We start from the raw sequence: 23,384 nt of genomic DNA on the forward strand, positions 1-23,384 counted from the left end.
TCCCCTTCGTATCTTGAGATAACACCACTGTGGGCGAAAAGAGGTCCCGGCCTACGCCTTGACCTCATACGCCAGAGCCGCCGGAGTCTGCGCCCGGTCGACCGTTTTTTTCTGTTCTTCGTCGCACTTGTTCGGATTACCGCCGCAAATATCGCAGACGGTTTCCACGCCCATGGCGCCCATGCCGCCACAGGACCCCTTGATAGGCTGACGCCCCAGCAGCACGCCGACCGACATGGCCAGAATCACGCCACCAAGAACCACAAAGGTCAAAATCAAAATATCCATCAGAACACCTCACTGGGTTAGATATTGCTCGAATTGCGGCGTCATGCGCTCCACAAAACCCGCCCCCGACTTAACGATAAAAAAGGCGGCTATCTCATTATCAACGGCATACTGGTAGCCCCGCTCATCGCCCATAACGGTGAGCGCCGTGGCCAGCGCGTCCGCCTCGGCACAGGTCGGCCGCAGAACAGTCACCGATGCCAACTGGTGCGTAATCGGGCGGCCGGTCAACGGATCCAGGGTATGGGAAAAACGCACGCCATCTTCCTGGAAGTAATTGCGGTAGTCACCGGACGTTGCCACACCGGTTTCATGTACCGTGATCACCCGCTGAACCTCGCGCCCTATATCCACCGGACTTTCAATCGCAATGAGCCAGCCACTACCATCAGGCTTGAGGCCACGGGCACGCAACTCCCCACCGATTTCCACCAGATAGCTGTCGACGCCCTCATGTTCCATCACCCGCGCCAGTTCATCAACGCCATAGCCCTTGGCGATGGCCGACAGATCGACATACAGGTCAACCGCCTTGGTCACACGCTGCGTCTGCGCATCCAGTGCAAGGTGCTGGTAGCCAACACGCTGGCGTGCCCGATCGATCTGTTCCTGTTCCGGCGCATGCGTCACACGCCCGTCGGGACCAAAGCCCCACAGGTTAACCAGCGGCCCCACGGTGACATCGAAAGTCCCCTGGGTGCTCTCACTGATACTCTGGGCCAGCTGCAATACTTCAAACAGACCTGCAGAAACCACTGTGCCATAGCCTGCTGCTGCCTGGTTGAAGCGCGACAACTCCGAGTCGTCAATGTAGGTGGACATTGACTGGTTTACCGCCAGCAGCGATTGCTCCAGCCGGGCACCGATACGCTCAACGCTGTCCGGTTCGACGGACACCCATTTGACCGTATAGGTCGTGCCCATGGTGGCACCCGACACACTGAGCACCCGCTTTTCGGGCTGCCCGTTGCAGCCCGACAAAATCAGCAGCCACACAAACAAAGAGGCCAGCAGGGAAGCTGCTGGCCACTTTGTTGTCAGCTTCGGCAGAGAAGCGACCATCCATCAACCACCGAAGTCGTCGAGATAGATGTTTTCACGTTCAACACCCAGGTCCACCAACATCTGGATGACTGCCGCGTTCATCATGGGCGGCCCGCACATGTAGTATTCACAATCTTCAGGCGCTTCGTGATCCCTCAGATAGTTTTCGTACAGCACGTTATGAATGAAGCCGGTATAGCCGTCCCAGTTGTCTTCAGGCTGGGGATCCGACAGCGCCAGATGCCACTTGAAGTTCTCGTTCTCTGCGGCAAGTGTATCGTACTCGTCGCTATAGAAGGCCTCACGCATGGAGCGCGCGCCATACCAGAAGCTGATCTTGCGCTTGGATTTCAGGCGCTTGAGCTGATCAAAGATATGGGAACGCATGGGCGCCATACCGGCACCACCACCGATAAACACCATCTCGTTTTCGGTATCCTGGGCAAAGAACTCACCGAAGGGACCGTAAACGTCGATCTTGTCGCCCGGCTTGAGACCGAAGACGTAGGACGACATCTTGCCCGGCGGAAAGCTGGTGCCCGGCGGCGGTGAGGCGATACGGATATTGAACTTAACAATACCCACCTCTTCCGGATAGTTGGCCATGGAATAGGCACGGATAACCGGCTCATCAACCTTGGAGACATACTGCCAAACGTTGAACTTGTCCCAGTCGGCGCGGTATTCCTCTTCGATATCGAAGTCCTTGTAGTGCACCTCATGGGGCGGAGCCTCAAGCTGCACATAGCCACCGGCGCGGAAGTCAACGTTCTCGCCTTCCGGCAGACGCAGCGTCAGCTCCTTGATGAAGGTTGCCACGTTCGGGTTGGATTCGACCGTGCACTCCCACTTTTTCACACCGAAGATATCGTCTTCGAGCTCGATCTTCAGGTCCTGCTTGACGGCAACCTGGCACGACAGACGCCAGCCTTCCTTGCCTTCACGCAGTGTGAAGTGGGATTCTTCGGTCGGCAGCATGGAGCCGCCGCCCTCTTCAACAATACACTTGCACTGGGCACAGGTACCGCCACCGCCACAGGCAGAGGGGACGAAGATGCCAGCACTGGCCAGGGTCGACAACAACTTGTCGCCGGCCGGGACCGTAATGGTTTTTTCCGGGTCGCCATTAATCTCGATATTGACGTTACCGGAACTCACGAGTTTTGAACGGGCTGCCAGGATAACCGCGACTAGTGCCAACACCATCGCGGTAAACATGACAACGCCGAGAACGATTTCAGCATTCATTGGCTTGATCCACCCTTGTGTTCATCATGTTCCTTACAGCTGTACACCGGAGAAGGACATGAAACCCAGTGACATCAGGCCAACAGTAATGAAGGTGATGCCCAGGCCACGCAGTCCTGCCGGTACGTCGCTGTATTTCAGCTTTTCGCGAATACCCGCCAGCGCCGTAATGGCCAGAGCCCAGCCCGTACCGGCACCCACTCCGTACACCACGCTTTCGCTGAAGTTGTAGTCACGCTCTACCATGAACAAGGCGGCACCCATGATGGCGCAGTTCACGGTAATCAGCGGCAAGAACACACCCAGCGCGTTGTAGAGCGCCGGCACGAACTTATCGAGGAACATCTCGAGAATCTGCACGATCGCCGCAATAACGCCGATGTACGAGATATAGCCGAGGAAACTCAGGTCCACGTCAGGGTAACCGGCCCAGGCCAGCGCGCCTTCACGCAGCAGATGGTTGAAAACCAGGTTGTTGATCGGCGTCGTGATGGCCAGGACCACGATAACCGCAATACCCAGGCCAATCGCTGTCTGTACTTTCTTGGAAATCGCCAGGAAGGTACACATCCCCAGAAAGAAGGCGAGCGCCATGTTTTCGACGAAAACGGCCTTAACGAAAAGGCTGATCAGCTGTTCCATGATTACACCGCCTCCTGCTTGCTATTGGGGGCCAGCACATATTCCGGCGCCTCAACCTGGTCTTTCTTCCAGGAACGCACGATCCAGATGAACATGCCGATGATGAAGAACGCGCTCGGCGGCAGCAGCAGCAGACCATTGGCCTGGTACCAGCCACCATTGTTGATCAGTGGCATGATCTCGACACCGAACAGGGAACCCGACCCCAGCAGCTCACGGATGGTACCGACAAACATCAGTACCACACCGTAGCCAAGACCGTTACCGATGCCGTCCAGGAAGGAAATCACCGGCGGATTCTTCATGGCGAAGGCTTCCGCGCGCCCCATGACGATACAGTTGGTGATAATCAGACCAACGAAAACCGACAGTTGCTTGGACACATCGTAGGCATAAGCCTTGAGGAACTGATCCACCACGATAACCAGTGACGCAATGATCGTCATCTGGCAGATAATGCGGATACTGCCCGGCATAAAATTGCGGATCAGCGATACGAAGAAGTTCGAAAACGCCGTTACCACGATTACCGCCAGCGACATAACCAGCGCGGTATTGAGGTTCGACGTAACCGCCAGCGCAGAACAGATACCCAGTATCTGCAGCCCGATCGGGTTGTTCGCGAAAATCGGTTTCGTCAGGACGTCTTTAGCTGAAACTGAAGCCATGATTTACACCCCCCCTGCGCGCAGGTTGGCCAGAAACGGCGCATAGCCATTCTCGCCGAGCCAGAATTTAACCAGGTTGCTCACGCCATTGCTGGTCAGCGTCGCACCGGACAGCCCATCAACCTGATGCACCGCATCCGGTGAAGACGGATCGACGTTACCCTTGATCAGATGAAGCATCGGTTTCATGGAATCCTCTGCGTACACCTGCTTGCCTGGCCAGAGTGCCTTCCAGGCCGGGTTGTCGACTTCGCCACCCAGACCCGGCGTTTCGGCATGGGAATAGAAGCCCAGACCCACCACGGTGTTCAGGTCGCCTTCCAGCGCCAGGAACCCGTATAGCGTAGACCAGAGGCCATAGCCGTGAACCGGCAGAATGATTCGCTTGATCTGGTCGCCATCCTGTACCAGGTACACCGGCATATAGCGTGCTTGACGCTTAATCGAGGCGATATCGGCACTGCGATCCAGCTTGATGGACAACGCAGGATCCTTTGCCGCCTTGGCCGCATCATAGGTTTCCGCATTCACTTCATCGGTGAACTTTCCGGTTTCCAGATCCACGATCTTGGTGGTGATCCGTGCGAACAGCTCGTCCACGGACTTGCCGGGCTCACTGATGCCGCCCGCAGCCAGGATATTGGACTTGCGATCCAGCTCCTTGTTGGAGATCTGCTGGGGCTTGAGCAGCACGGCGGCAGCGGATACCACCACCGAGCAGACCACGCACAGCAGAACTGTCACGGTAATCGTTTTACTGATCGAATCTTTAGCCGCCATGGCGCTTCATCCTCCGCTTGATGTTCGCCTGCACCACAAAGCTGTCAATCAGCGGTGCAAAGAGGTTACCGAACAGAATCGCCAGCATCATGCCCTCGGGGAAGGCCGGGTTGACGACACGAATCAGCACCACCATCAGACCGATCAGCGCACCGAAGTACCACTTGCCGGTATTGGTCATGGATGCCGACACCGGATCCGTGGCCATGAAGAACAGACCGAAGGCATAGCCGCCAAGCACCATGTGCCAGTAGAAAGGCACGCTGAACATGGGATTGGTATCGGAGCCGATCAGGTTCAGCAGCACGGTGGTGACAACCGTACCCGCCAGCACGCCGGCAACAATACGCCAGGCCGCAACACGGGTGTACAGCAGTACCAGGCCGCCGATGGCGATACAGAGCGTGGACACCTCGCCCACGGAACCCTGGATGTTGCCGATGAAGGCATCAAACCAGGTAATGTTCTGCGCCAGAATGGCATCCACACCGCCTGCAGCGGCAAGACCCAGCGGCGTTGCACCGGAGAAGCCATCAACGGCCGTCCAGATTGCATCGCCCGACATCTGCGCCGGGTAGGCGAAGAACAGGAAGGCACGGCCGGTCAGTGCCGGGTTCAGGAAGTTCTTGCCGGTACCACCGAACACTTCCTTGCCGATCACAACACCAAAGCTGATACCCAGCGCCACCTGCCACAACGGGATGGAGGGCGGCAGAATCAGCGCGAACAGGATGGAGGTGACAAAGAAGCCTTCGTTGACTTCATGGCCACGCTTCATCGCAAACAGCACTTCCCAGAAGCCACCCACGATAAAGGTCACCGCATACACGGGAATCCAGTAGGCCGCACCGTGGATGATGTTGTCCCAGATACTGTCCGGGTTAAACGATGTCAGAGCACCGGCTATGCCGCCCTGCCAGCTGGTCGCCTCAGTCAGACCCAGTTGTGTCATCGCCGTGTTGGCCTGGAAGCCAACATTGTAAAGGCCGAAAAGCACAGCAGGGAATGTGCAGAGCCACACCAGAATCATCATGCGCTTAAGGTCAACGCCATCGCGCACGTGGGCCGCGTTTTTGGTCACCTGGCCCGGAGTATAGAAAATGGTATCGACCGCTTCGTAAAGCGCATACCAGTTTTCATACCTGCCGCCTTTGTGGAAATGCGGCTCCATTTTGTCAAGAACGTTTCTCAGGCTCATTGGATCAGGCCTCCTTCTCGATACGCAGCAAATTGTCGCGCAGGATGGGGCCGTACTCGTACTTGCCCGTACAGGCAAAGGTAAAGAGTGCGAGGTCTTCCTCATCCAGTTCCAGGCAGCCCAACTGCATCGCGGTCACAATGTCGCCCGTAATAAGAGCACGCAGCAGCTGTGTCGGCAGAATATCCAGCGGCATCAGCAACTCGAACTGCCCCACCGGAACCATCGCGCGCTCAGAGCCGTTAGTGGTGGTAGTGAAGGCGAATTTCTTGCCAGCAGACAAGACGGACGCAAACATGTTAAGCACCGAGAACTTCTCTGTGCCGGCACCGATCCAGCCCATGAACTCGCGCTTGTAGCCTTCTTCCAGCACACTGACCTGGGTTGAGTAGCGGCCGAGGTAGCCCACGGGGCCCGCGGCGCTGCGACCATTCCAGATGGAGCCGCTGATTACCCGGTTGGTGCCGGGCTTGAGACGACCGGCGCAAAGCTCTGCCAGACTCGCGCCCAGACGGGTGCGCAACAGCGTGGGCTTGTCGACCTGCGGTCCGCCCAGGGCAACCACGCGCTCAGTCGACAGGCGACCTTCGGTGAACAACTTGCCCATGGCTATGACGTCCTGGTAACCCACCGTCCAGACGGTTTTGGTGCGGGATACCGGATCGAGGAAATGAATATGAGTACTGGCGTTACCGGCCGGATGCACACCGGAGAACTCGGACAGCTGCACACCCTCAACCGCGTCAACCTTGGCGCCTGCAGCCTTGCACAGATATACCTTGGTTTTAGACAGCTTGGTCAGTAGCGTAAGGCCATTGGCAAAGGCGTCGGCCTGCTCGGCGATAACCACCTGCGGATCAGCGGCCAGCGGGTTGGTATCGATCGCAGTCACGAAGATCGAGTTCGGCTCGCTGCCGGGCTGAGGCACTTTACTGAACGGACGGGTGCGGAACGCCGTCCAGAGTCCTGACTGGACCAGATTCTGCTCAACCTGTGCGCGCTCGAGGCTGGCGAGCTGGCTGGCATCATATTTGGCAAATTCGATCGCTTCTTCGTTGTCATCCAGCTCTATAACAACAGACTGGAGTACTCGACGCTCGCCTCGGTTAATTTCCTTGACGATACCTGCGCCTGGCGCCGTAAAGTCGACGCCTTCTGTTTTCTTGTCGGAAAAGATCACTTGACCGAGTTTTACCCGGTCCCCCACCTTGACGGCCATCGTAGGCTTCATGCCTACATAATCCGGACCCATCACGGCGACGGAGCGCACCGTCGGAGCTGCGCTAATTCGCTGCTCCGGTGCCCCCGCAATCGGTAGATCCAGACCCTTATTGATCTTGATCATACGCCTCACCCAATCACGTTAACTATAATTCAGGGCCCTGTCCTTGAGCATCAGTCATCAGACTGAGCGCTGCCCCGGCAACACTCAAGATGCTGTTTTGTTCTTGTCTCAAGAAAAGGATTTGCCCCGCCAAAAAACCGAAACAGTATAACTGAGCGTGGCCTGTCATTTCTACAAAGTACCTTTGCAATCAGGCCCTTTGCCTCATTTAAGTTCGATAATTTTCAAGGCCGGTGTTCAGAACGCTAGAAAAAGCACCAACACAGACCTAAAGCGCCCCGACCGCCTCAGACACACAAGGATAGCGCAAGACACAACTCATCCCTGGACGCGCGAAAAGCCACCCATAACCAGCAGCATCGACTGAATCACAGAAAAGCGGGAAAGACAGAAACAGACAGCAGGCGCTGCCGCTACTCAACTCAGAACACTCAATTTAGAAAAAACAATGCAGTTGATGCAGGGCGCAAAACCCAAGCCCATAGCAACTCCCAGGCCCGTAAAAGCAAAAACCGGCTGCGCCAGGGGCGCAGCCGGTCGGGCCGACAGTCACATCACTTCAAAACAAGTTCAGATCAGATCGATTTGGGCGGGAAGGCCGGCAGGGTGCAGTGCGCCATGGCCTGCATCATGCGGAACACCTGGCAGCTGTAACCGAATTCGTTATCGTACCAGACGTAGAGCACGCAACGCTTACCGTCAACGATGGTCGCCAGACCATCGACCACACCGGCGGCACGGGAACCGACGAAGTCTGTCGATACGGCTTCAGGCGAGGTGCTGAAATCGATCTGCTTTTGCAGGTCGGAGAACAGCGCCGCATCACGCAGATAGGCGTTCAGCTCTTCCTTGCTGGTTTCCTTGTCCAGGTTCAGGTTCAGAATGGCCATGGAGACGTTGGGTGTCGGTACGCGAATCGCGTTACCGGTCAACTTGCCTTCGAGCTGCGGCAGCGCCTTGGCAACAGCCTTGGCCGCACCGGTTTCGGAAATGACCATGTTCAGACCCGCCGCCCGACCACGACGATCACCCTTGTGATAGTTGTCGATCAGGTTCTGGTCATTGGTGTAGGAGTGCACGGTTTCAACATGACCGTTCAGCACACCGAACTTCTCATCGATCATCATCAGCACCGGCACAATGGCGTTGGTGGTGCAGGATGCAGCAGACAGAATGCGGTCTTCGTCGAGAATATCCTGGTGATTCACGCCCATGACGATGTTCTTGATACCCTTGCCAGGCGCCGTCAGCAACACCCGGGACACGCCCGTTGCACGCAGGTGGAGGCTCAGACCATCGGCATCACGCCACTTGCCGGTGTTGTCGATCAGCAACGCGTTGCTGATGCCGTAATCGGTGTAATCGATGGTGTCAGGCGCATCGGCAAAGATCACCTTGATCATGTTGCCATTGGCAATCAGGGCCTGGTTTTCTTCATCGACCTGAATTGTGCCCTTGAAGGATCCGTGTACGGAGTCACGACGCAGCAGGCTGGCGCGTTTTTCCAGATCATTCTCGGCATTACCGCGGCGGACGACGATGGCACGCAGACGCAGGGACTGGCCGCCACCGGTACGCTCGATGAGCAGGCGCGCCAGCAGGCGACCGATACGACCAAAGCCGTACAGCACCACGTCCGTGGGTTCGCGCTCAGGCGCCCCGATCACGCTGTCGAGTTCTTTCTTCAGGAAGGCTTCGATATCACCGTTGCCTTCGTGCCGGAACTTGATTACGAGCTTGCCGACGTCTACGTGAGCGTTGGCAACACCCAGCTTGTCGACAGCTTCCAGTACCGGATAGGTATCATGAACGCTGAGTTCTTCCTGATCCTGCATCATCTGGCGCGCAAAACGGTGCGCCTTGAGGATATCGGTCACCGAACGCTTGTGTACAAGACGCCCGAATACAGAAGTCTCAACATTACGATCGCGGTAGAGACGGCCGATCAACGGCACCATTGCCTCTGCCAGCGCTTCTCGCGCTTTCCAGTCTGCGAATACTAGTTCTTGGCTCACAGGTAACTCCAAATAACGTCAAGGCTGAAATTGGCTGCGGGCGCATTATCCCTTTTTACGCCAAGCGGGGCAAACCTGCGCGCCTGCTACTTTCGCATTGCAGCAAGGGGTCCATGCAGATTCACCACGACCCTGCCCTTTTGACCCTGCAGACGGTAATATAGAGCGCTTTTGTAGCCGGGGCCCCAAGGAGTCAGCAGCCGTGTTTAAACTGGACCATCCGATGCCAGCAGGAGCGGGCGATATCAAGCGTATCGGCCAGTTAAAAGGCAGCGCTCAGGGATACCTCGCGGCCGCCGCCGCGCGACGCCACAAGGGCGTCACACTGGTCATCGCCGCCAGTAGCGATGCCGCGGCGCGCCTGGCCAGCGAAGTCGCCTTTTTTGATCCTGAGGTCGAACTGCTGTCCTTTCCCGACTGGGAAACCCTGCCCTACGACAACTTTTCGCCGCACCAGGACATTATTTCCGAACGCATCCTCAGCCTGTACCGACTACCGCAGCTGAGCCGCGGCATTCTCATCGTGACTGCAGCGACCCTGATGCAGCGCATCGCCCCGCGCCAGTTTATCGGCGGCAACAGCCTGCTGCTGGACACCGGACAAAGGCTGGACCCGAGCGAAACCCGCCAGATGCTGAGCGATGCCGGCTACCGTGCCGTCGAAACCGTGTACGAGCACGGTGAGTTCGCCCAGCGCGGCGCCATCCTCGACATCTACCCCATGGGCAGTCGCCTACCCTATCGCATCGACCTGTTCGATGACGAAATCGACACCCTGCGCGTGTTCGACCCGGAAACCCAACGCTCCATCGAACAGGTAGAACAGGTGCGCCTGCTGCCGGCGCAGGAGTTCCCGTTTGACGCCAGCGCCATCGCCGGCTTTCGCCAACGCTGGCGTGAGCGCTTTGATGTCGATCCCGGCCGCTGCCCAACCTACCAGGATGTCAGCAATGGCCTGACACCGCCGGGCATCGAGTATTACCTGCCGCTGTTTTTTGACCAGAGCATGACGCTGTTCGACTACCTGCCAGACAACACCCTGGTGGTATGCGACCCCGGCCTGGAAGCGGCGGCCGGGCAATTCTGGCAGGAAGCCCAGGCACGCTACGAGGAGCGTCGCCACGATATTGAACGGCCCCTGCTGGCACCCGAGGAGGTTTTTAGCCGGGTCGATGAGCTGTTCGCCGCCCTGAAGCGGCTGCCCCGCCTGGTATTGCACACGGACAGCAGCGGCAATGCGGCCGGCAGCCTCGACAGCCCGTTCGAGGAACCGCCGACACTGCCAGTGAATGCGCAGTCGAACCAGCCCATGGCGGCGCTGAGCAACTTCCTCGACAACCACCCCGAGCCGGTTCTGTTTTGCGCCGAATCCGCCGGACGGCGCGAGTCCCTGCTCGAACTCTTTGCCGAGGCCGGCATCACCACCAGCAGTGTCGACAGCTGGCAGGACTTTCAGCAGCGCCGGCCCGCACGCGGCATTTGCGTCTATCCGCTGGAGCTGGGCCTCAACCTGCCGGGCAACTGCCAGCTGATTACCGAAACCCAGCTGTTTGGCCAACAGGTATTTCAGCGCCGGCGCCGCAGCCGCGACAAGGAACAGGCCGATCAGGTCATCAAGAACCTGTCGGAACTGCGCATTGGCGCCCCGGTGGTGCACCTCGACCACGGCGTCGGCCGCTATCTGGGGCTGCAGTGCATCGAGCTGGACGGCCAGCAGAACGAATTTCTCACGCTGGAATACGCCGACAACGCCAAGCTCTATGTACCGGTCAGCGCCCTGCATCTGATCAGTCGGTATGGCGGCAGCAGCGACGAGAACGCACCGCTGCACCGCCTGGGTACCGAGCAATGGAGCCGCGCCAAGCGCAAGGCAGCGGAAAAGGTACGTGATACTGCGGCCGAGCTGCTCGATATCTATGCGCGACGCGGCGCCCGCGAAGGCTTCAGTTTTGGTTCACCGGATGCTGAATACCGCCAGTTCAGCGCGAGCTTTCCGTTCGAGGAGACCCCCGACCAGACACTGGCCATCGAAGCTGTCCTGCGGGACATGGCCGCGCCCCAGCCGATGGACCGACTGGTGTGCGGCGATGTGGGCTTCGGCAAGACCGAAGTCGCCATGCGAGCCGCGTTTCTCGCCGTACAGAACAGCAAGCAGGTGGTGATACTGGTCCCCACCACGCTGCTGGCACAGCAGCATTACGACAACTTCCGCGACCGCTTTGCAGACTGGCCGGTAAATGTCGAACTGATCTCGCGCTTTCGCAGCGCCAACCAGCAGGCCCAGGTACAGGAAAAGCTGGCCTCGGGCGAGATCGACATTATCGTCGGCACCCACAAGCTGCTGCAGGGCGACATTAAATTCAAGGACCTGGGCCTGGTCATCATCGACGAGGAACACCGCTTTGGCGTGCAGCAGAAAGAGCGCCTTAAATCCCTGCGCGCCCAGGTGGATATCCTCACCCTCACTGCCACACCGATACCGCGCACCCTGAACATGGCCATGTCCGGCATGCGCGACCTGTCGATCATTGCCACGGCACCGGCGCGGCGCCTGTCGGTGAAAACCTTTGTACGCGAAAGCGACAAGCCGATGATCAAGGAGGCCATCCTGCGTGAGCTGCTGCGCGGCGGCCAGGTGTACTATCTGCATAATGAAGTCAAAAGCATCGAGCGCACCGCCGAAGCACTCAAGGCACTGGTGCCCGAAGCGCGTATCGGCATCGGTCACGGCCAGCTACGCGAGCGCGAGCTGGAAAAGGTCATGACCGACTTCTACCACAAACGCAATAATGTGCTGGTCTGCACCACGATCATCGAAACCGGGATCGACATTCCCAACGCCAACACCATTATTATCGACAGGGCCGACAAGTTCGGCCTGGCCCAGCTGCATCAGCTACGCGGCCGCGTCGGGCGCTCGCATCACCAGGCCTACGCCTACCTGCTCACACCGCCGACGGCCGCGATGACGACCGACGCCGGCAAACGCCTGGAGGCCATCGCCCAGGCCAGCGATCTGGGCGCAGGCTTTACGCTGGCGACCCACGATCTGGAGATCCGAGGCGCCGGTGAGCTTCTGGGCGAAGACCAGAGCGGCCAGATGCAGAGTGTCGGCTTTACGCTCTACATGGAAATGCTGGAGCAGGCCATCCAGTCGATGCGCGATGGCAAGACACCCAATCCCGATGCGCCACTGCAGCATGGCCCCGAAATCAACCTGCGCCTGCAGGCACTGATCCCAGACGATTACCTGCCCGATGTTCACAACCGGCTGATTCTGTACAAGCGCATCTCAAATGCCAGCAATGACGCCCAGCTGCACGAACTGCAGGTGGAAATGATTGACCGCTTTGGCCTGCTGCCCGAACCGGTGAAAAGCCTGTTCCGCATTACCGCACTGAAACTGCGCGCCAGCTCGCTGGGCATTGCCAAAGTCGACGCGGGAGACCGCAACGGGCGCATCGAGTTCAACCCCGACACCCGTATCGACCCCTACAAACTGGTCACCCTGGTTCAGAGCCAGCCGCGGCGCTTCAAACTCGAAGGCGCAAGCCAGTTAAGGTTCAATGTTGACATGACAACACCCGAGCTGCGCGTCCAGACCGTCGAAAACCTTCTTAACGAGCTTTGTGCATGAAATTGAGCCACTCCCCACGCAGACTGCTAAGCACTCTGACACTGGCCCTGCTGACCCTCATCAGCCTGTCAGCCCAGGCAGAGGACCCCGTCTACAAGGTGGAAATTCTTGTTTTTGCCAACCAGGACCCCGCCGCACTGCAAGAGCAGGTATGGCGCAGCCTGGACGTACCCCAACTCGCCGGCGCAGCAGAGCTGGGCAACGGCGGCAATGGCGCTTACCAGCGCCTGCCGGACAATAACCTGGTACTGACAGCAGAAAAAAACCGCCTGTCGCGCCAGCAAGGGTTTCGCACCCTGTTTCACAGCGCCTGGTATCAACCGGTGAGCAATGAAAACAACAGCCGACCGGTCCACCTGCGCGGCGGCCAGCTCATGCCTAACGGCGCCTACGAGCTGGACGGCTACATAACCATCGATCGCAACCGTTTGCTGCACCTGCGCCCGGACCTGTACTACACCAGCACTCAGAGCGACGGCACCCTGCTGACCGCCACCATTAATACACCACGCAGCCTGGAGGCCAATGAAATCCATTACCTGGATCATCCGCTGTTCGGCGTACTGGTACTGATTCAGCGCTAGCGGCGCCTGCATGGCTCAGTCGTTCATTGCGAACGAAGCAGTATCAGGCAGGCCCTGAAACGCACAATCCCGCCACCTCGTGAAAGGTGGCGGGATTGACGGTTCGCCAGGAAAGCGGGTCAGGTGCGCGCCGGTATCAGGCCTTGCCAGGCGCGTCCGCCGCCTGCAGTCCCGACGGCAGCCGATCAACCGCCTCAGGTACCGATGCCAGATGCAGCGTCTGGGTCGGGAATGCCACCTCTGCCCCGCGGGCCTCAATGATGTCAATGATGCGCAGCAGCACATCCTGCTTGATCGCGTGGAAACGCACCCAGTTGGTGGTACGCGTAAAGGTATAGATGAAAAAATCGACTGACGAGGCACCAAAACTGTTCAGGTTGACGATCAGCGTCTGGTCCTGATCGATCTCCTCATGCTGACTGAGCATGGCATGGACGTCAGCCACGATCTCCTTGACGCGCGACACATCATCGTACCGAACGCCAATTGTCTCGTAGATGCGCCTGTTAGTCATGCGCGAGGGGTTCTCCACCGAAATACTGGCAAAGGTCGCGTTAGGCACATAGAGGGGGCGCTTGTCGAAGGTGCGAATGCGCGTCTGACGCCAGCCAATCTCCTCCACCGTACCCTCGATATTCTTGTCCGGCGAGCGTATCCAGTCCCCCACCTTGAACGGACGATCCAGATAGATCATCAGGCCGCCAAAGAAGTTGGCCAGCATATCCTTGGCCGCAAAGCCCACGGCGATACCGCCGATTCCGCCAAAGGCCATGACGCCGGAAACGCTGTACCCAAAACTTTGCAGCACGACCAGTGCCGTCGTAATGATTATCGACAGACGCAGCAGCTTGCCGATAGCGCCGACCGTGGTCTGATCCATCGGCGTCTTGACCTTGTCCGGCGACACCAGCGCCGCTTCGCCGCGACGAATCAGGCGAATCAGGAACCAGGTGATGAGCACGATCACGCCGATGCGCCGCATCGGATCAACCACATCCATCAGCAGGGTGCCGGTCTGCCGGTCGATGACCTCCAGCGCCCAGGCGGCACCAAAGAGCCAGATCAAGGCCGCGATGGGACGCCGCGCCGCACTCAGCAGCAGGTCATCCCAAACCGTATCGGTCTGCATGAGACGCAGATGCAGGCGCCGAAAAAGCCGGTTGGAAAAATAGTTCACCAGCATGGTCATGAAGACAATTAAAAAGACCCGCAACATCCAGCTGGTGCCCTGCTCGAAAGGCCAGTAACTCGCCAGCTGCTCACTCAACCCCTGCCACATTCGCTCCACTCTCCCCGTAATCCGTTAAATAGCCAGGATGCCCCTAAAGATTCCGCAGCCTGGCAGCCAGCGCCTGCGCCCTTGCATGTCGCTGCGCATCCAGCCCCTGCCTTGCTGCGCGCAGCGCAACAAGGCCCGGACAGGGCGCCTGCGGGTGCGCCTTGAGGTAGTCCAGCACCTCCCGCGCGCCTTCAGGATGATTACAGACCAGCAGCATGTTGCAGCCCGCCTCCAGCGCCCGGGCGGCACGCGCGGCATAACCGCCGGCAAAGCCCGCACCCTCCATGCTCAGGTCATCGCTGAAAATAACCCCCTTGAAGCCCAGCTGGCGGCGCAGCACCTGCTGCAGCCAGTAGCTCGAAAAGCCCGCCGGCGATGGATCCACCGCCGTGTAAATCACATGGGCCGGCATCACGCCCGCCAGCCCGGCATCAATCAGCCGGGCAAAGGGCTGCATGTCCTGCTGCTCGATGGTCGCCAGATCCCGCTCGTCCGTGGGAATCTCCAGATGGGAGTCCGCCTCGGCCCACCCGTGCCCCGGAAAATGCTTGCCTGTCGCCGCCATGCCCGCATCGCTCATACCGCGAACAAAGGCACTGGCCAGGGTCGTGACGGTGGCGGCATCGCACCCAAAAGCACGATCACCGATCACTCGACTGCGGCCATAATCCAGGTCCAGCACCGGCGCAAAGCTGATGTCGATACCGATATCGACCAGCTCTGCCGCCATCAGCCAGCCAAGCTCAACCGCCTCCTCCTGCGCCAACGCCGGTTCCTGTGCATAACGCTGGGCCAAAACCCCCATGGCGGGCAGAACAGTAAAGCCATCGCGAAAGCGCTGCACCCGGCCACCCTCGTGATCAACCGCAATCAAAATATTCGGTGCAACCGTCCGCACCGCCTCGATAAGCTGACGCAACTGCAGCGGGCTTTCGTAATTACGACTAAACAGTATCAGTCCACCCACCGCGTCTTCGGCCAGCAACGCCGCTTCGTCGGCATTCAGCTCAGTGCCCGCCAGATCGAGCATCAATACAGCTGCCGTCATGAAATCTCCCTTAGCCCAGCACAGCCAGATTGGCTGATGCGAATAACAGATTACTAATCCAGACATGACAAGGCCCCGACCGCGTCAAATACGGGAGAGCACGGGGCTGTCAGTCGATAATGTCTACAGCCACCCCGACCGGCACGCGGGCAAACAGATCCTGCACATCGTTATTGCGCATGCGGATACAGCCATGGGACAACGGAACGCCCATGGGCTCGGTATCGGGGGTGCCGTGAATATAGATATAGCGGCGCATGGTGTCGACCGATCCAAGCCGGTTAACACCGGGCTCGCGGCCACACAACCAGAGAATCCTCGACAGTATCCAGTCGCGCCCGGGGTACGCCTGGGCCAGCTGGGGCGAGTAGATCTCACCGGTAAAGCGCCGCCCGCGAAACACCGCGTTCAGCGGAAGACCGGCGCCAATCTTGGCACGCACAAAGTGGCGCCCCCGCGGCGTACATCCACTGCCTTCCTGCTCACCAGGACCGTTCAGCGCGGTGGACACAGGGTAGCTAAGCAACAACCGGTCACAATCAAACAGGTCGAGCTGCTGCCGGCCGATCGAAATGCACAGCCGCAGGTCACTCATAACCAGCAGAACTGCGTATTTTGCGCCCGCGCCTGGAAGCCACCGGCAAGCACCGGCACCAGCCGATGCAGCGTTTGTTCGATTTCGGCATCCAGATCAAGGGCCTGCTTTTCAAGCGTTACCAGTGTCTGGAAGTTTGCCAGCGTAAAAATAACCGAGCCCAGCAAGAAGTGCAGTCGCCAGAAGAACTCATCATCCGCCATCGGCGCCGAATCCTGACGCAGATGCTGTAAAAACAACTGCAAGCGCGCGCCGAAACGCCCCACCAGATGCTCCCGCAACGCCTGCTGCCGGCCCATGTAGGCGAGATCCAGCAACCGCATGAACACGCTCAGCCCCTCGGGGCTGCTCCGCTGCGTGCGTAACAGCGTGCGCATGAGCATTTCAATCAGTTCGTCCAGCGACAGGCTCTGCGGCGCCAGTGCCAGGCGCTCCGCCAGTACCTTTTCGAGATGCAGCACCAGCGGCTCGACACTGGCATCCGCCAGCGCAAGAATGAGGCGTTCTTTCGACCCGAAGTGATAGTTGACCGCAGCGAGATTGACGCCGGCGCGCGCGGTAATCTGGCGCAGGGTGGTGTCATTAAAGCCCTGTTCGGCAAACAGCGACGCCGCCGCCTGAAGTATTTTGTCCGTTGTGTCGGATTGCTGCATCCGCTTCTCTCCATGATGAGCAGGCTACGTAATCAGAGTGACACACTGCCGCCTGTATTGGCGTGATCGATGCCCCACCCTCGCGCTCTGCCGGACTTAACACCAAGCGACTGTGGAGAATCCGACTCTCACAGTCTGGCCAGGTCCGACAGACTGTTAGCGGGACAGCAGGCGGCTTTTGTACAGCCGATCCCACCAGCGCAGCATCAGGCTGTCACCGGTATGCACGGCAAAGTCACTGATACGCTCCTGCAGACTTTTCTTTTCCTCGTAGCGCACGCAAAACACATCGGCATCGCGCGCCGCCTGCATCAGGTAATCGTCGCTGGTGCAGATTTCGTCAATCAGCTTCTGTTCAAGAGCACGCCTGCCAAACCAGATCTCGCCGGTCGCCACCTTGTGAATGTCGAGCTGGGGCCGGTAACCGGTCACGAACTCCTTGAACAGCGCATGGGTATCCTCAAGCTCCTCGACGAACTTCTCCCGGCCCTTGTCAGTATTTTCACCAAACATCGTCAGGGTTCGCTTGAATTCGCCGGCAGTCAGCACTTCCATATCGATGTCATGCTTTTTCAGCAACTTGTGGAAGTTGGGCATCTGTGCCACGACACCAATAGAGCCCAGCACCGCAAAGGGCGCCGCCATCAGCTTATCGGCCAGGCACGCCATCATGTAACCGCCGCTGGCAGCGACACGATCAACGCAGATGGTCAGCGGGATTTTCTGTGCGCGAATACGCTCAAGCTGTGACGCGGCCAGGCCATACTCATGCACCAGGCCACCGGCACTCTCGAGCCGCAGTACAACTTCATCTTCAGGGCAGGCCACGGTGAGGATCGCGGTAATTTCCTCGCGCAGCGGCTCGACGTCGCTGGCCTTGATATCGCCATCGAAATCGATCACAAACAGGCGTCGTCCGGATGACTCAGCAGCCTCACCCTTTTTGAGGGCCTTTTTACGTGCCTTCGCCTCCGCCTTCTCCCGCTTGGCTTCATCCTTCATCTGCTGTTTGTAGCTGTCCTTGTCCATGACCGATTGCTCGATGGCGCTTTGCATATCCTCAAGCTGCTCGTTAAGGCTGGTTACGCTGATATCTCCGCCCGCACCACTTTTGCGGTTACGTGCGGCAATCAACGCAAGCCCGAGCACCAACAGCAGTACAGCAACCACCAGGGTCATCGTTTTGGCCAGAAACAGCCCGTAATCAGACAGGAACGAGAGCACTTGCTTCTCCAGAAAGTCTTAGATCAATGTAAGGCGGGTAATGTACCATAAAACGCTGTCGTCACGACCAGACGGTTTACTGCCCAGAACACAGTGGAATCCCATGAACGAACAGCTCAGCGTCGACCAGGTAATCGATAAACTCCCCTCTCGCTTTTGCCCCGACCAGGCAAAAGATCTGACAAGCACTTTCCAGTTCATTATTGACGACGAGAGCGCCTTTTATATTGCGATCCAGAATCAGCAGTGCCAAGTTGTGCGCCAGCGACATGCCGACCCGGATATAACACTTTATGTTGGCAGTGAAACCTTTATCCGCGTCGTTACCGGCCAACAGGATGGCATGAGCGCCTTTATGAAAGGCCAGCTGCGTGCCGAGGGCAATATCATGCTGGCCACACGCCTGGGCAAGCTTTTTTCACGCCAGCGCCAGCGCTGAGGCCCGGCGCTGGCCTGCGCAATTCAGGCAACCTCGCCCCGGCGGTAGCTTTCGATCAACTGGCGCGAGATGGAAAACGACGGAGGCAGGTCCGGCAGGTTGTCGCGACTGAACCAGCGCGCATCCAGGATCTCGACTCCGTCCGGAATCAGCTCACCGGCCCTGTAGTCGGCAAAGAACCCCAGCATCAGGGCATGAGGAAAGGGCCAGGACTGGCTCTTGAAGTAGCGTACATTTTCTACCTCGATTCCCACCTCTTCCTGGATCTCACGCGCCACCGCCGCCTCCGCGGTTTCACCAGCCTCAATAAAACCCGCCAGGGTGCTGTAACGGCCAGCTGCATAATGGGGCGCATGGGCCAGCAGGCATTCATCATCGCGCAACACCAGTACAATAATGCAGGGCGATATACGCGGATACTGGCTCAGGCCACAGGGCTCGCAGCTCTTGGCAAGATCCTGGGCATGCTGGCTGAGCACCGCGCCACAACGGCCGCAAAAGCGGTGCTGTTCGTGCCAGGTCGCCAGCTGCGCCGCCCGTGACAACCAGGCATATTCGGTTTCATCACGCGCCCGGGACAAGACGTCGCGTAACTGTACCGTCTGCTGTTGCAAGGCCGGCTTACTCGTCGCACTCAGCACCAGCAGCTGCCCCTGGGACGCATCGGACCCCAGCGGGTACCGCGCCTCGATGGCATCCGGCTGCAACATGGCCACGTCGGCTGGCAGCGCCTCCAGCCCACCGGCAGGGCTTTCCAGCAAACGTCCACAGGCAGCCAGCAGTACTGGCGGGCGGTTATCCTGTCTCATTAATCAGCCTCTTTCACGCTATAAATAAATTCTCGCTTATCCCTACAATAAGCAAACATGATAATGCCTGATAGGCTAACGCCGCACGCCCGAAAACGCTGGCCGCGCAGGCGCTCATCTCGCAGTAAAACGGATATTAACAGCGTTTTTTTATGACCTGTGGCTATTCTTATTTACCGTCGCCGCTGCTAGGCTACGCCGCGCTTTGTCATAAAGGGTCGCGATGAACGGTTACCTTGTCATTCCTGACTGCAACTGATTTCGTGGCACCGTAAACATAACAGACTCTGCTGGCATAGGAAGAACAGCCATGACGAACTCTCTGTCCCAGGCGCTGATACGCAATTTCCTGGGTAATTCTCCCGTCTGGTACAAGCAGGCTATTATTGGCTTCCTTATCCTGAACCCCATATTGTTTCAGGTTGCAGGCCCGGTAGTTACCGGTTGGCTGCTGATCTTTGAATTTATATTCACACTCGCCCTGGCGCTCAAGTGCTACCCGCTGCAGCCTGGCGGCCTGCTCGCCATAGAAGCGATCATCATCGGTCTGGCCAGCCCAGAATCGGTTGCCCACGAGGTGGAGTCCAACCTCGAGGTTATATTGCTGCTGATGTTCATGGTCGCAGGCATCTACTTTATGAAGAGCATGCTGCTGTGGCTATTCACCAAGATACTGCTGAAAGTACACTCCAAAATCACGCTATCACTGCTGTTTTCGCTGTCTGCGGCCATGCTGTCGGCATTTCTCGATGCCCTGACGGTGACAGCAGTCCTGATTAGCGTGGGCGTAGGCTTCTACGCGGTCTACCACAAGGTGGCCTCTGGCAAGTCGACACAGCATGACCACGATCACTCGGACGATGAGCACGTCGGTGACACGCACCGCAGTGAACTGGAACAGTTCCGTGCCTTCCTGCGCAGCCTGCTGATGCACGGGGCGGTGGGCACGGCGCTCGGGGGCGTCTGCACCCTGGTGGGTGAGCCGCAGAACCTGCTGATCGCCCAGAAAGCGGGTTGGGATTTTGTTGAATTCTTCGTCATCATGGCCCCGATTACCATGCCGGTTCTGTTCGCGGGCCTGCTGACCTGCATCCTGCTGGAAAAAGGCAAACTGTTCGGTTACGGAGAGCAGATCCCGCTGAACGTGCGCCACATTCTGGAAGAGTTCAACCGCGAGGAGAATCGCAAGCGCACCAAGCGCGATATCGCCATGCTGGGCGTTCAGGTTCTGGTGTCAATCTTCCTGGTCCTTGCGCTGGCGTTTCACCTTGCCGAAGTCGGCCTTATTGGCCTGTGCGTCATCATTCTGCTCACTGCATTTAACGGCATAGTGGAAGAGCACCAGATCGGCAAGGCGTTTGAAGAGGCACTCCCGTTCACCGCGTTGCTGGTGGTGTTTTTCTCCATCGTGTCAGTCATCCACGAACAGCACCTGTTTCAGCCGATAATCCATGCCGTGCTGGCAATGGAGCCAAGCGTGCAGCCGGCGGTATTCTTCGCCGCCAACGGCTTGCTTTCAGCCATCAGCGACAACGTTTTCGTCGCCACCGTCTATATCAATGAAGTGGTAGCGGCACTGAACAATGGTGAGATCACCCGCGAGCATTTCGACAAACTTGCCGTGGCCATCAATACCGGCACCAACATTCCAAGCGTCGCCACACCCAACGGCCAAGCGGCATTCCTGTTCTTGCTGACCTCGGCGCTGGCGCCACTCATCCGCCTGTCCTACGGACGCATGGTGCTCATGGCGCTGCCCTATACCATCGTGATGAGTGGTGTAGGGTTTGTCGCCGTGACCGTCGCCCTGTAAGCCGCAACGCTACGGGCAAAAAAAAACACCCCCGCGATCTGGCGTTGCGGGGGTGTTTTTTTATGGGCTTAAAACCGGAACGGCTGGCTCGCTAGCTTTGCAGCTCGTTCTGCTCCAGCAATTCCCACAGGCAAGGCTCGCCACCCTTCTTGCTCAGCAGCGCGACAAAGGCACGGTGCGCCTCCAGCTCCTCGTCGCTGGCCCGCTGCACGCGTAAACTGTAGCGCCCCTCCTCCACGCGACGGATGCTCCGCTCGGAGCTGCTGCTGTCGGAGCCATCATCACCCGTGTCCAGCTTGAGCTGACCACCGGTCAGCCCGAGGTACACATCCGCCAGAATTTCGGAGTCAAGCAGGGCACCATGCAGCTCGCGGTGCGAGTTGTCGATGCCGTAACGCTTGCACAGTGCATCCAGGTTGTTTTTCTGCCCCGGATGTTTCTGACGCGCCAGCAGCAGGGAGTCAATCACACCACAGATATCGGCCACGCGCTCAGGATGACGGATGCGCTCAAGCTCGGCATTGATAAAACCAATATCGAAGGCCGCATTGTGAATGATCAGCTCGCCGCCGCGTATAAAGTCCAGAAATTCCTGCACCACCTCGGCGAACTTCGGCTTGTCGGCCAGAAAGTCGTTGGTGATGCCGTGCACCTCAATGGCTTCCTGGTCGATGGCGTGGTCAGGCTTGATATAAACATGATAGGTGCGCCCGGTCAGCTTGCGACCGATGAGCTCGACGCAGCCGATCTCGATAATGTTGTGCCCTTCCGCCGGCTCAAGACCCGTGGTTTCTGTATCCAGTACGATTTGCCGCATTAACAGCCCCTACCCCTTGAGTTGCTCAACGCCTTTGTTGGCCAGCGCATCGGCCAGTTCATTTTCCGGATGGCCGCTGTGCCCCTTGACCCAGTGCCACTTCACCTGATGGCGCGCGACTTCGATGTCCAGCCGCTGCCACAGGTCGGCATTCTTCACCGGCTGGCGGGACGCGGTCTTCCATCCATTGCGCTTCCAGTTGCGCATCCACTCGGTAATCCCCTTGCGCACATACTGCGAGTCGGTGGTCAGATCCACCACACAGGGCTGGGTCAGTGCCGCGAGGGATTCAATCGCCGCCATCAGCTCCATGCGATTGTTGGTGGTGTTTTTTTCCCCGCCGAACAACTGTTTTTCCACATCGTTATAACGCAGCACGGCTCCCCAGCCTCCCGGCCCCGGGTTCCCCTTGCAGGCGCCATCGGTGTAAATTTTAACGGACTTCTCTGTTTTCACGGCAATGCTTTCCTCGCGCAGTCGGCTCCGGTATCGGCAGACTGATCAGTTTTCGGCGGCGCCACTCTGGCTGAATGGGCGTCATGCCGACCACATCCTTGCGCGCCACCATTAGCGAAAAAGCGCCATGATGACTACGACCGGGTCGGGCAAAACGCTCCAGCGCACAGAAGCGCTGGCGCCATTTTCCCGTCGCCATGGGCGGCAGGAAAAAATCGGTTATCAACTTTACTTCTACCAGTTCCACGAGGCTCAACCAGTCACTCAGACGCCAGTGGCTGATAAAGTGTCCGCACCAGGGCACCTCGGTACGCCGGCGGCACAGCCGGCTGTACAGCCCCCAGAGGCTGAGCGGATTGAATCCCAGTATCAGGAGATGCCCGCCCGGGCGCAGCACCCGCGCCGCTTCGCGTAACACCTGGTGCGGGCTTTGGGCAAAGTCCAGCGCATGATGCAAAATCACGACATCCAGACTGTTACGTTCCAGCGGCAACTCCTCGTTCGCCGCAATCACGCTGTTTTGCCCCAGGCCAAGCTCGAGTGCCGGCGCGACGATAAACTTGTGTGACACAGGACTGCTGTCGTACAAACAGATCTGGCTGTCGATACCCAGCTGCAGCAGATGGTAGCCGAACATCGTTGGCAAAAGCCGCTCGACCTGCGCCCGCTCCGCCGCGAGAAGTTCCTGCCCAAGCTCGGTTTGAAACCAGCCACGCAATGCGGGGATCAGTTTATGCAATGGAGGCTGCTGACGAAATCTCATCCAGTAAGACCGGTATTGCTGACAATGACGGTATGTTAA

The 23,384-nt window shown here is 58.4% G+C and carries 22 protein-coding genes; 4 read left to right on the forward strand and 18 right to left on the reverse strand.

Annotated elements, in window-relative coordinates; all coding sequences use genetic code 11:
• Window positions 1-51 precede the first annotated feature (51 nt).
• From nqrM to F451_RS0102415, 9 genes are all read right to left on the reverse strand, one after another.
• On the reverse strand, window positions 52-288 hold the full coding sequence (gene nqrM / locus F451_RS0102375; protein WP_020679750.1) for a (Na+)-NQR maturation NqrM: 237 nt from the start codon (window positions 286-288) through the stop codon (window positions 52-54).
• A 9-nt stretch (window positions 289-297) separates the two neighbouring features.
• Window positions 298-1,350 (reverse strand): FAD:protein FMN transferase, encoded by a 1,053-nt coding sequence (locus F451_RS0102380; RefSeq protein WP_020679751.1) that lies wholly within the window; start codon window positions 1,348-1,350, stop codon window positions 298-300.
• Window positions 1,351-1,353: 3 nt separating this feature from the next.
• Window positions 1,354-2,580 carry an NADH:ubiquinone reductase (Na(+)-transporting) subunit F gene (gene nqrF / locus F451_RS0102385; RefSeq protein ID WP_020679752.1) on the reverse strand — a complete coding sequence of 409 codons (1,227 nt, stop codon included), beginning with the start codon at window positions 2,578-2,580 and terminating at the stop codon, window positions 1,354-1,356.
• Between the two features lie 33 nt (window positions 2,581-2,613).
• Window positions 2,614-3,222 carry an NADH:ubiquinone reductase (Na(+)-transporting) subunit E gene (nqrE, locus tag F451_RS0102390; protein WP_020679753.1) on the reverse strand — a complete coding sequence of 203 codons (609 nt, stop codon included), beginning with the start codon at window positions 3,220-3,222 and terminating at the stop codon, window positions 2,614-2,616.
• Window positions 3,223-3,224: 2 nt separating this feature from the next.
• The gene (locus tag F451_RS0102395) at window positions 3,225-3,890 is read right to left on the reverse strand and encodes an NADH:ubiquinone reductase (Na(+)-transporting) subunit D (protein ID WP_020679754.1); all 666 of its coding nucleotides are present in this window, start codon (window positions 3,888-3,890) and stop codon (window positions 3,225-3,227) included.
• Between the two features lie 3 nt (window positions 3,891-3,893).
• Window positions 3,894-4,670: a Na(+)-translocating NADH-quinone reductase subunit C gene (locus F451_RS0102400; protein WP_020679755.1), complete on the reverse strand. Its 777-nt coding sequence runs from the start codon at window positions 4,668-4,670 to the stop codon at window positions 3,894-3,896.
• A complete protein-coding gene (locus F451_RS0102405) occupies window positions 4,660-5,868 on the reverse strand; it encodes an NADH:ubiquinone reductase (Na(+)-transporting) subunit B (protein ID WP_020679756.1) in 1,209 nt (402 codons plus the stop codon). The genes F451_RS0102400 and F451_RS0102405 overlap by 11 nt, the downstream gene beginning before the upstream one ends.
• A gap of 4 nt (window positions 5,869-5,872) precedes the next feature.
• Window positions 5,873-7,213, reverse strand: coding sequence for a Na(+)-translocating NADH-quinone reductase subunit A (locus F451_RS0102410; protein WP_020679757.1), 1,341 nt, complete (start codon window positions 7,211-7,213; stop codon window positions 5,873-5,875).
• 575 nt (window positions 7,214-7,788) lie between these two features.
• A complete protein-coding gene (locus F451_RS0102415; RefSeq protein ID WP_026291447.1) occupies window positions 7,789-9,228 on the reverse strand; it encodes a glyceraldehyde-3-phosphate dehydrogenase in 1,440 nt (479 codons plus the stop codon).
• Between the two features lie 202 nt (window positions 9,229-9,430).
• Here F451_RS0102415 and mfd point away from each other — a divergent pair, with 202 nt between their 5' ends.
• Entirely contained in the window at window positions 9,431-12,865 is a 3,435-nt protein-coding gene (mfd, locus tag F451_RS0102420; protein WP_020679759.1) for a transcription-repair coupling factor, read from the forward strand.
• Window positions 12,862-13,449, forward strand: a complete 588-nt coding sequence (locus F451_RS0102425) for a CsiV family protein (protein ID WP_020679760.1) — start codon at window positions 12,862-12,864, stop codon at window positions 13,447-13,449. The genes mfd and F451_RS0102425 overlap by 4 nt, the downstream gene beginning before the upstream one ends.
• Before the next feature lie 136 nt (window positions 13,450-13,585).
• Here the strand turns inward: F451_RS0102425 and F451_RS0102430 are convergent, their stop codons facing one another.
• From F451_RS0102430 to sohB, 5 genes are all read right to left on the reverse strand, one after another.
• Window positions 13,586-14,728: a mechanosensitive ion channel family protein gene (locus tag F451_RS0102430; RefSeq protein WP_020679761.1), complete on the reverse strand. Its 1,143-nt coding sequence runs from the start codon at window positions 14,726-14,728 to the stop codon at window positions 13,586-13,588.
• 43 nt (window positions 14,729-14,771) lie between these two features.
• Window positions 14,772-15,776 (reverse strand): beta-N-acetylhexosaminidase, encoded by a 1,005-nt coding sequence (gene nagZ / locus F451_RS0102435; RefSeq protein WP_020679762.1) that lies wholly within the window; start codon window positions 15,774-15,776, stop codon window positions 14,772-14,774.
• Between the two features lie 109 nt (window positions 15,777-15,885).
• Complete coding sequence (locus tag F451_RS0102440; RefSeq protein WP_020679763.1) at window positions 15,886-16,371, reverse strand: L,D-transpeptidase; 486 nt, start codon at window positions 16,369-16,371, stop codon at window positions 15,886-15,888.
• On the reverse strand, window positions 16,368-17,024 hold the full coding sequence (locus tag F451_RS0102445) for a TetR/AcrR family transcriptional regulator (RefSeq protein WP_020679764.1): 657 nt from the start codon (window positions 17,022-17,024) through the stop codon (window positions 16,368-16,370). Before F451_RS0102445 ends, F451_RS0102440 begins: the two co-directional genes overlap by 4 nt.
• A 156-nt stretch (window positions 17,025-17,180) precedes the next feature.
• Window positions 17,181-18,248: a protease SohB gene (sohB, locus tag F451_RS0102450; RefSeq protein WP_020679765.1), complete on the reverse strand. Its 1,068-nt coding sequence runs from the start codon at window positions 18,246-18,248 to the stop codon at window positions 17,181-17,183.
• 103 nt (window positions 18,249-18,351) lie between these two features.
• On the opposite strand from sohB, the gene F451_RS0102455 reads away from it, so the two are divergent.
• Window positions 18,352-18,687 (forward strand): SCP2 sterol-binding domain-containing protein, encoded by a 336-nt coding sequence (locus F451_RS0102455; RefSeq protein ID WP_020679766.1) that lies wholly within the window; start codon window positions 18,352-18,354, stop codon window positions 18,685-18,687.
• Between the two features lie 23 nt (window positions 18,688-18,710).
• Here F451_RS0102455 and nudC read toward each other — a convergent pair whose 3' ends face one another.
• Entirely contained in the window at window positions 18,711-19,496 is a 786-nt protein-coding gene (gene nudC, locus F451_RS24610; protein ID WP_020679767.1) for an NAD(+) diphosphatase, read from the reverse strand.
• Window positions 19,497-19,806: 310 nt separating this feature from the next.
• On the opposite strand from nudC, the gene nhaB reads away from it, so the two are divergent.
• Window positions 19,807-21,309 (forward strand): sodium/proton antiporter NhaB, encoded by a 1,503-nt coding sequence (gene nhaB, locus F451_RS0102465; RefSeq protein WP_020679768.1) that lies wholly within the window; start codon window positions 19,807-19,809, stop codon window positions 21,307-21,309.
• Window positions 21,310-21,400: 91 nt separating this feature from the next.
• Here nhaB and dnaQ read toward each other — a convergent pair whose 3' ends face one another.
• Genes dnaQ through F451_RS0102480 form a run of 3 tightly spaced genes read right to left on the reverse strand, consistent with a single transcriptional unit; the run spans window position 21,401 to window position 23,321 of the window.
• A complete protein-coding gene (dnaQ, locus tag F451_RS0102470) occupies window positions 21,401-22,126 on the reverse strand; it encodes a DNA polymerase III subunit epsilon (RefSeq protein ID WP_020679769.1) in 726 nt (241 codons plus the stop codon).
• Between the two features lie 9 nt (window positions 22,127-22,135).
• A complete protein-coding gene (gene rnhA / locus F451_RS0102475) occupies window positions 22,136-22,582 on the reverse strand; it encodes a ribonuclease HI (protein ID WP_020679770.1) in 447 nt (148 codons plus the stop codon).
• Window positions 22,560-23,321 carry a class I SAM-dependent methyltransferase gene (locus F451_RS0102480; protein WP_020679771.1) on the reverse strand — a complete coding sequence of 254 codons (762 nt, stop codon included), beginning with the start codon at window positions 23,319-23,321 and terminating at the stop codon, window positions 22,560-22,562. Before F451_RS0102480 ends, rnhA begins: the two co-directional genes overlap by 23 nt.
• Window positions 23,322-23,384: the final 63 nt, after the last annotated feature.

It is taken from the genome of Marinobacterium rhizophilum DSM 18822 (assembly GCF_000378045.1).
Taxonomy (GTDB): Bacteria; Pseudomonadota; Gammaproteobacteria; order Pseudomonadales; family Balneatricaceae; genus Marinobacterium_A; species Marinobacterium_A rhizophilum.

Coding starts and splice junctions, on each gene's coding strand:
- nqrM (WP_020679750.1), bottom strand. CDS start 288: ATGGATATTTTGATTTTGACCTTTGTGGTTCTTGGTGGCGTGATTCTG.
- F451_RS0102380 (WP_020679751.1), bottom strand. CDS start 1,350: ATGGTCGCTTCTCTGCCGAAGCTGACAACAAAGTGGCCAGCAGCTTCC.
- nqrF (WP_020679752.1), bottom strand. CDS start 2,580: ATGAATGCTGAAATCGTTCTCGGCGTTGTCATGTTTACCGCGATGGTG.
- nqrE (WP_020679753.1), bottom strand. CDS start 3,222: ATGGAACAGCTGATCAGCCTTTTCGTTAAGGCCGTTTTCGTCGAAAAC.
- F451_RS0102395 (WP_020679754.1), bottom strand. CDS start 3,890: ATGGCTTCAGTTTCAGCTAAAGACGTCCTGACGAAACCGATTTTCGCG.
- F451_RS0102400 (WP_020679755.1), bottom strand. CDS start 4,670: ATGGCGGCTAAAGATTCGATCAGTAAAACGATTACCGTGACAGTTCTG.
- F451_RS0102405 (WP_020679756.1), bottom strand. CDS start 5,868: ATGAGCCTGAGAAACGTTCTTGACAAAATGGAGCCGCATTTCCACAAA.
- F451_RS0102410 (WP_020679757.1), bottom strand. CDS start 7,213: ATGATCAAGATCAATAAGGGTCTGGATCTACCGATTGCGGGGGCACCG.
- F451_RS0102425 (WP_020679760.1), top strand. CDS start 12,862: ATGAAATTGAGCCACTCCCCACGCAGACTGCTAAGCACTCTGACACTG.
- F451_RS0102430 (WP_020679761.1), bottom strand. CDS start 14,728: ATGTGGCAGGGGTTGAGTGAGCAGCTGGCGAGTTACTGGCCTTTCGAG.
- nagZ (WP_020679762.1), bottom strand. CDS start 15,776: ATGACGGCAGCTGTATTGATGCTCGATCTGGCGGGCACTGAGCTGAAT.
- F451_RS0102440 (WP_020679763.1), bottom strand. CDS start 16,371: ATGAGTGACCTGCGGCTGTGCATTTCGATCGGCCGGCAGCAGCTCGAC.
- F451_RS0102445 (WP_020679764.1), bottom strand. CDS start 17,024: ATGCAGCAATCCGACACAACGGACAAAATACTTCAGGCGGCGGCGTCG.
- F451_RS0102455 (WP_020679766.1), top strand. CDS start 18,352: ATGAACGAACAGCTCAGCGTCGACCAGGTAATCGATAAACTCCCCTCT.
- nudC (WP_020679767.1), bottom strand. CDS start 19,496: ATGAGACAGGATAACCGCCCGCCAGTACTGCTGGCTGCCTGTGGACGT.
- nhaB (WP_020679768.1), top strand. CDS start 19,807: ATGACGAACTCTCTGTCCCAGGCGCTGATACGCAATTTCCTGGGTAAT.
- dnaQ (WP_020679769.1), bottom strand. CDS start 22,126: ATGCGGCAAATCGTACTGGATACAGAAACCACGGGTCTTGAGCCGGCG.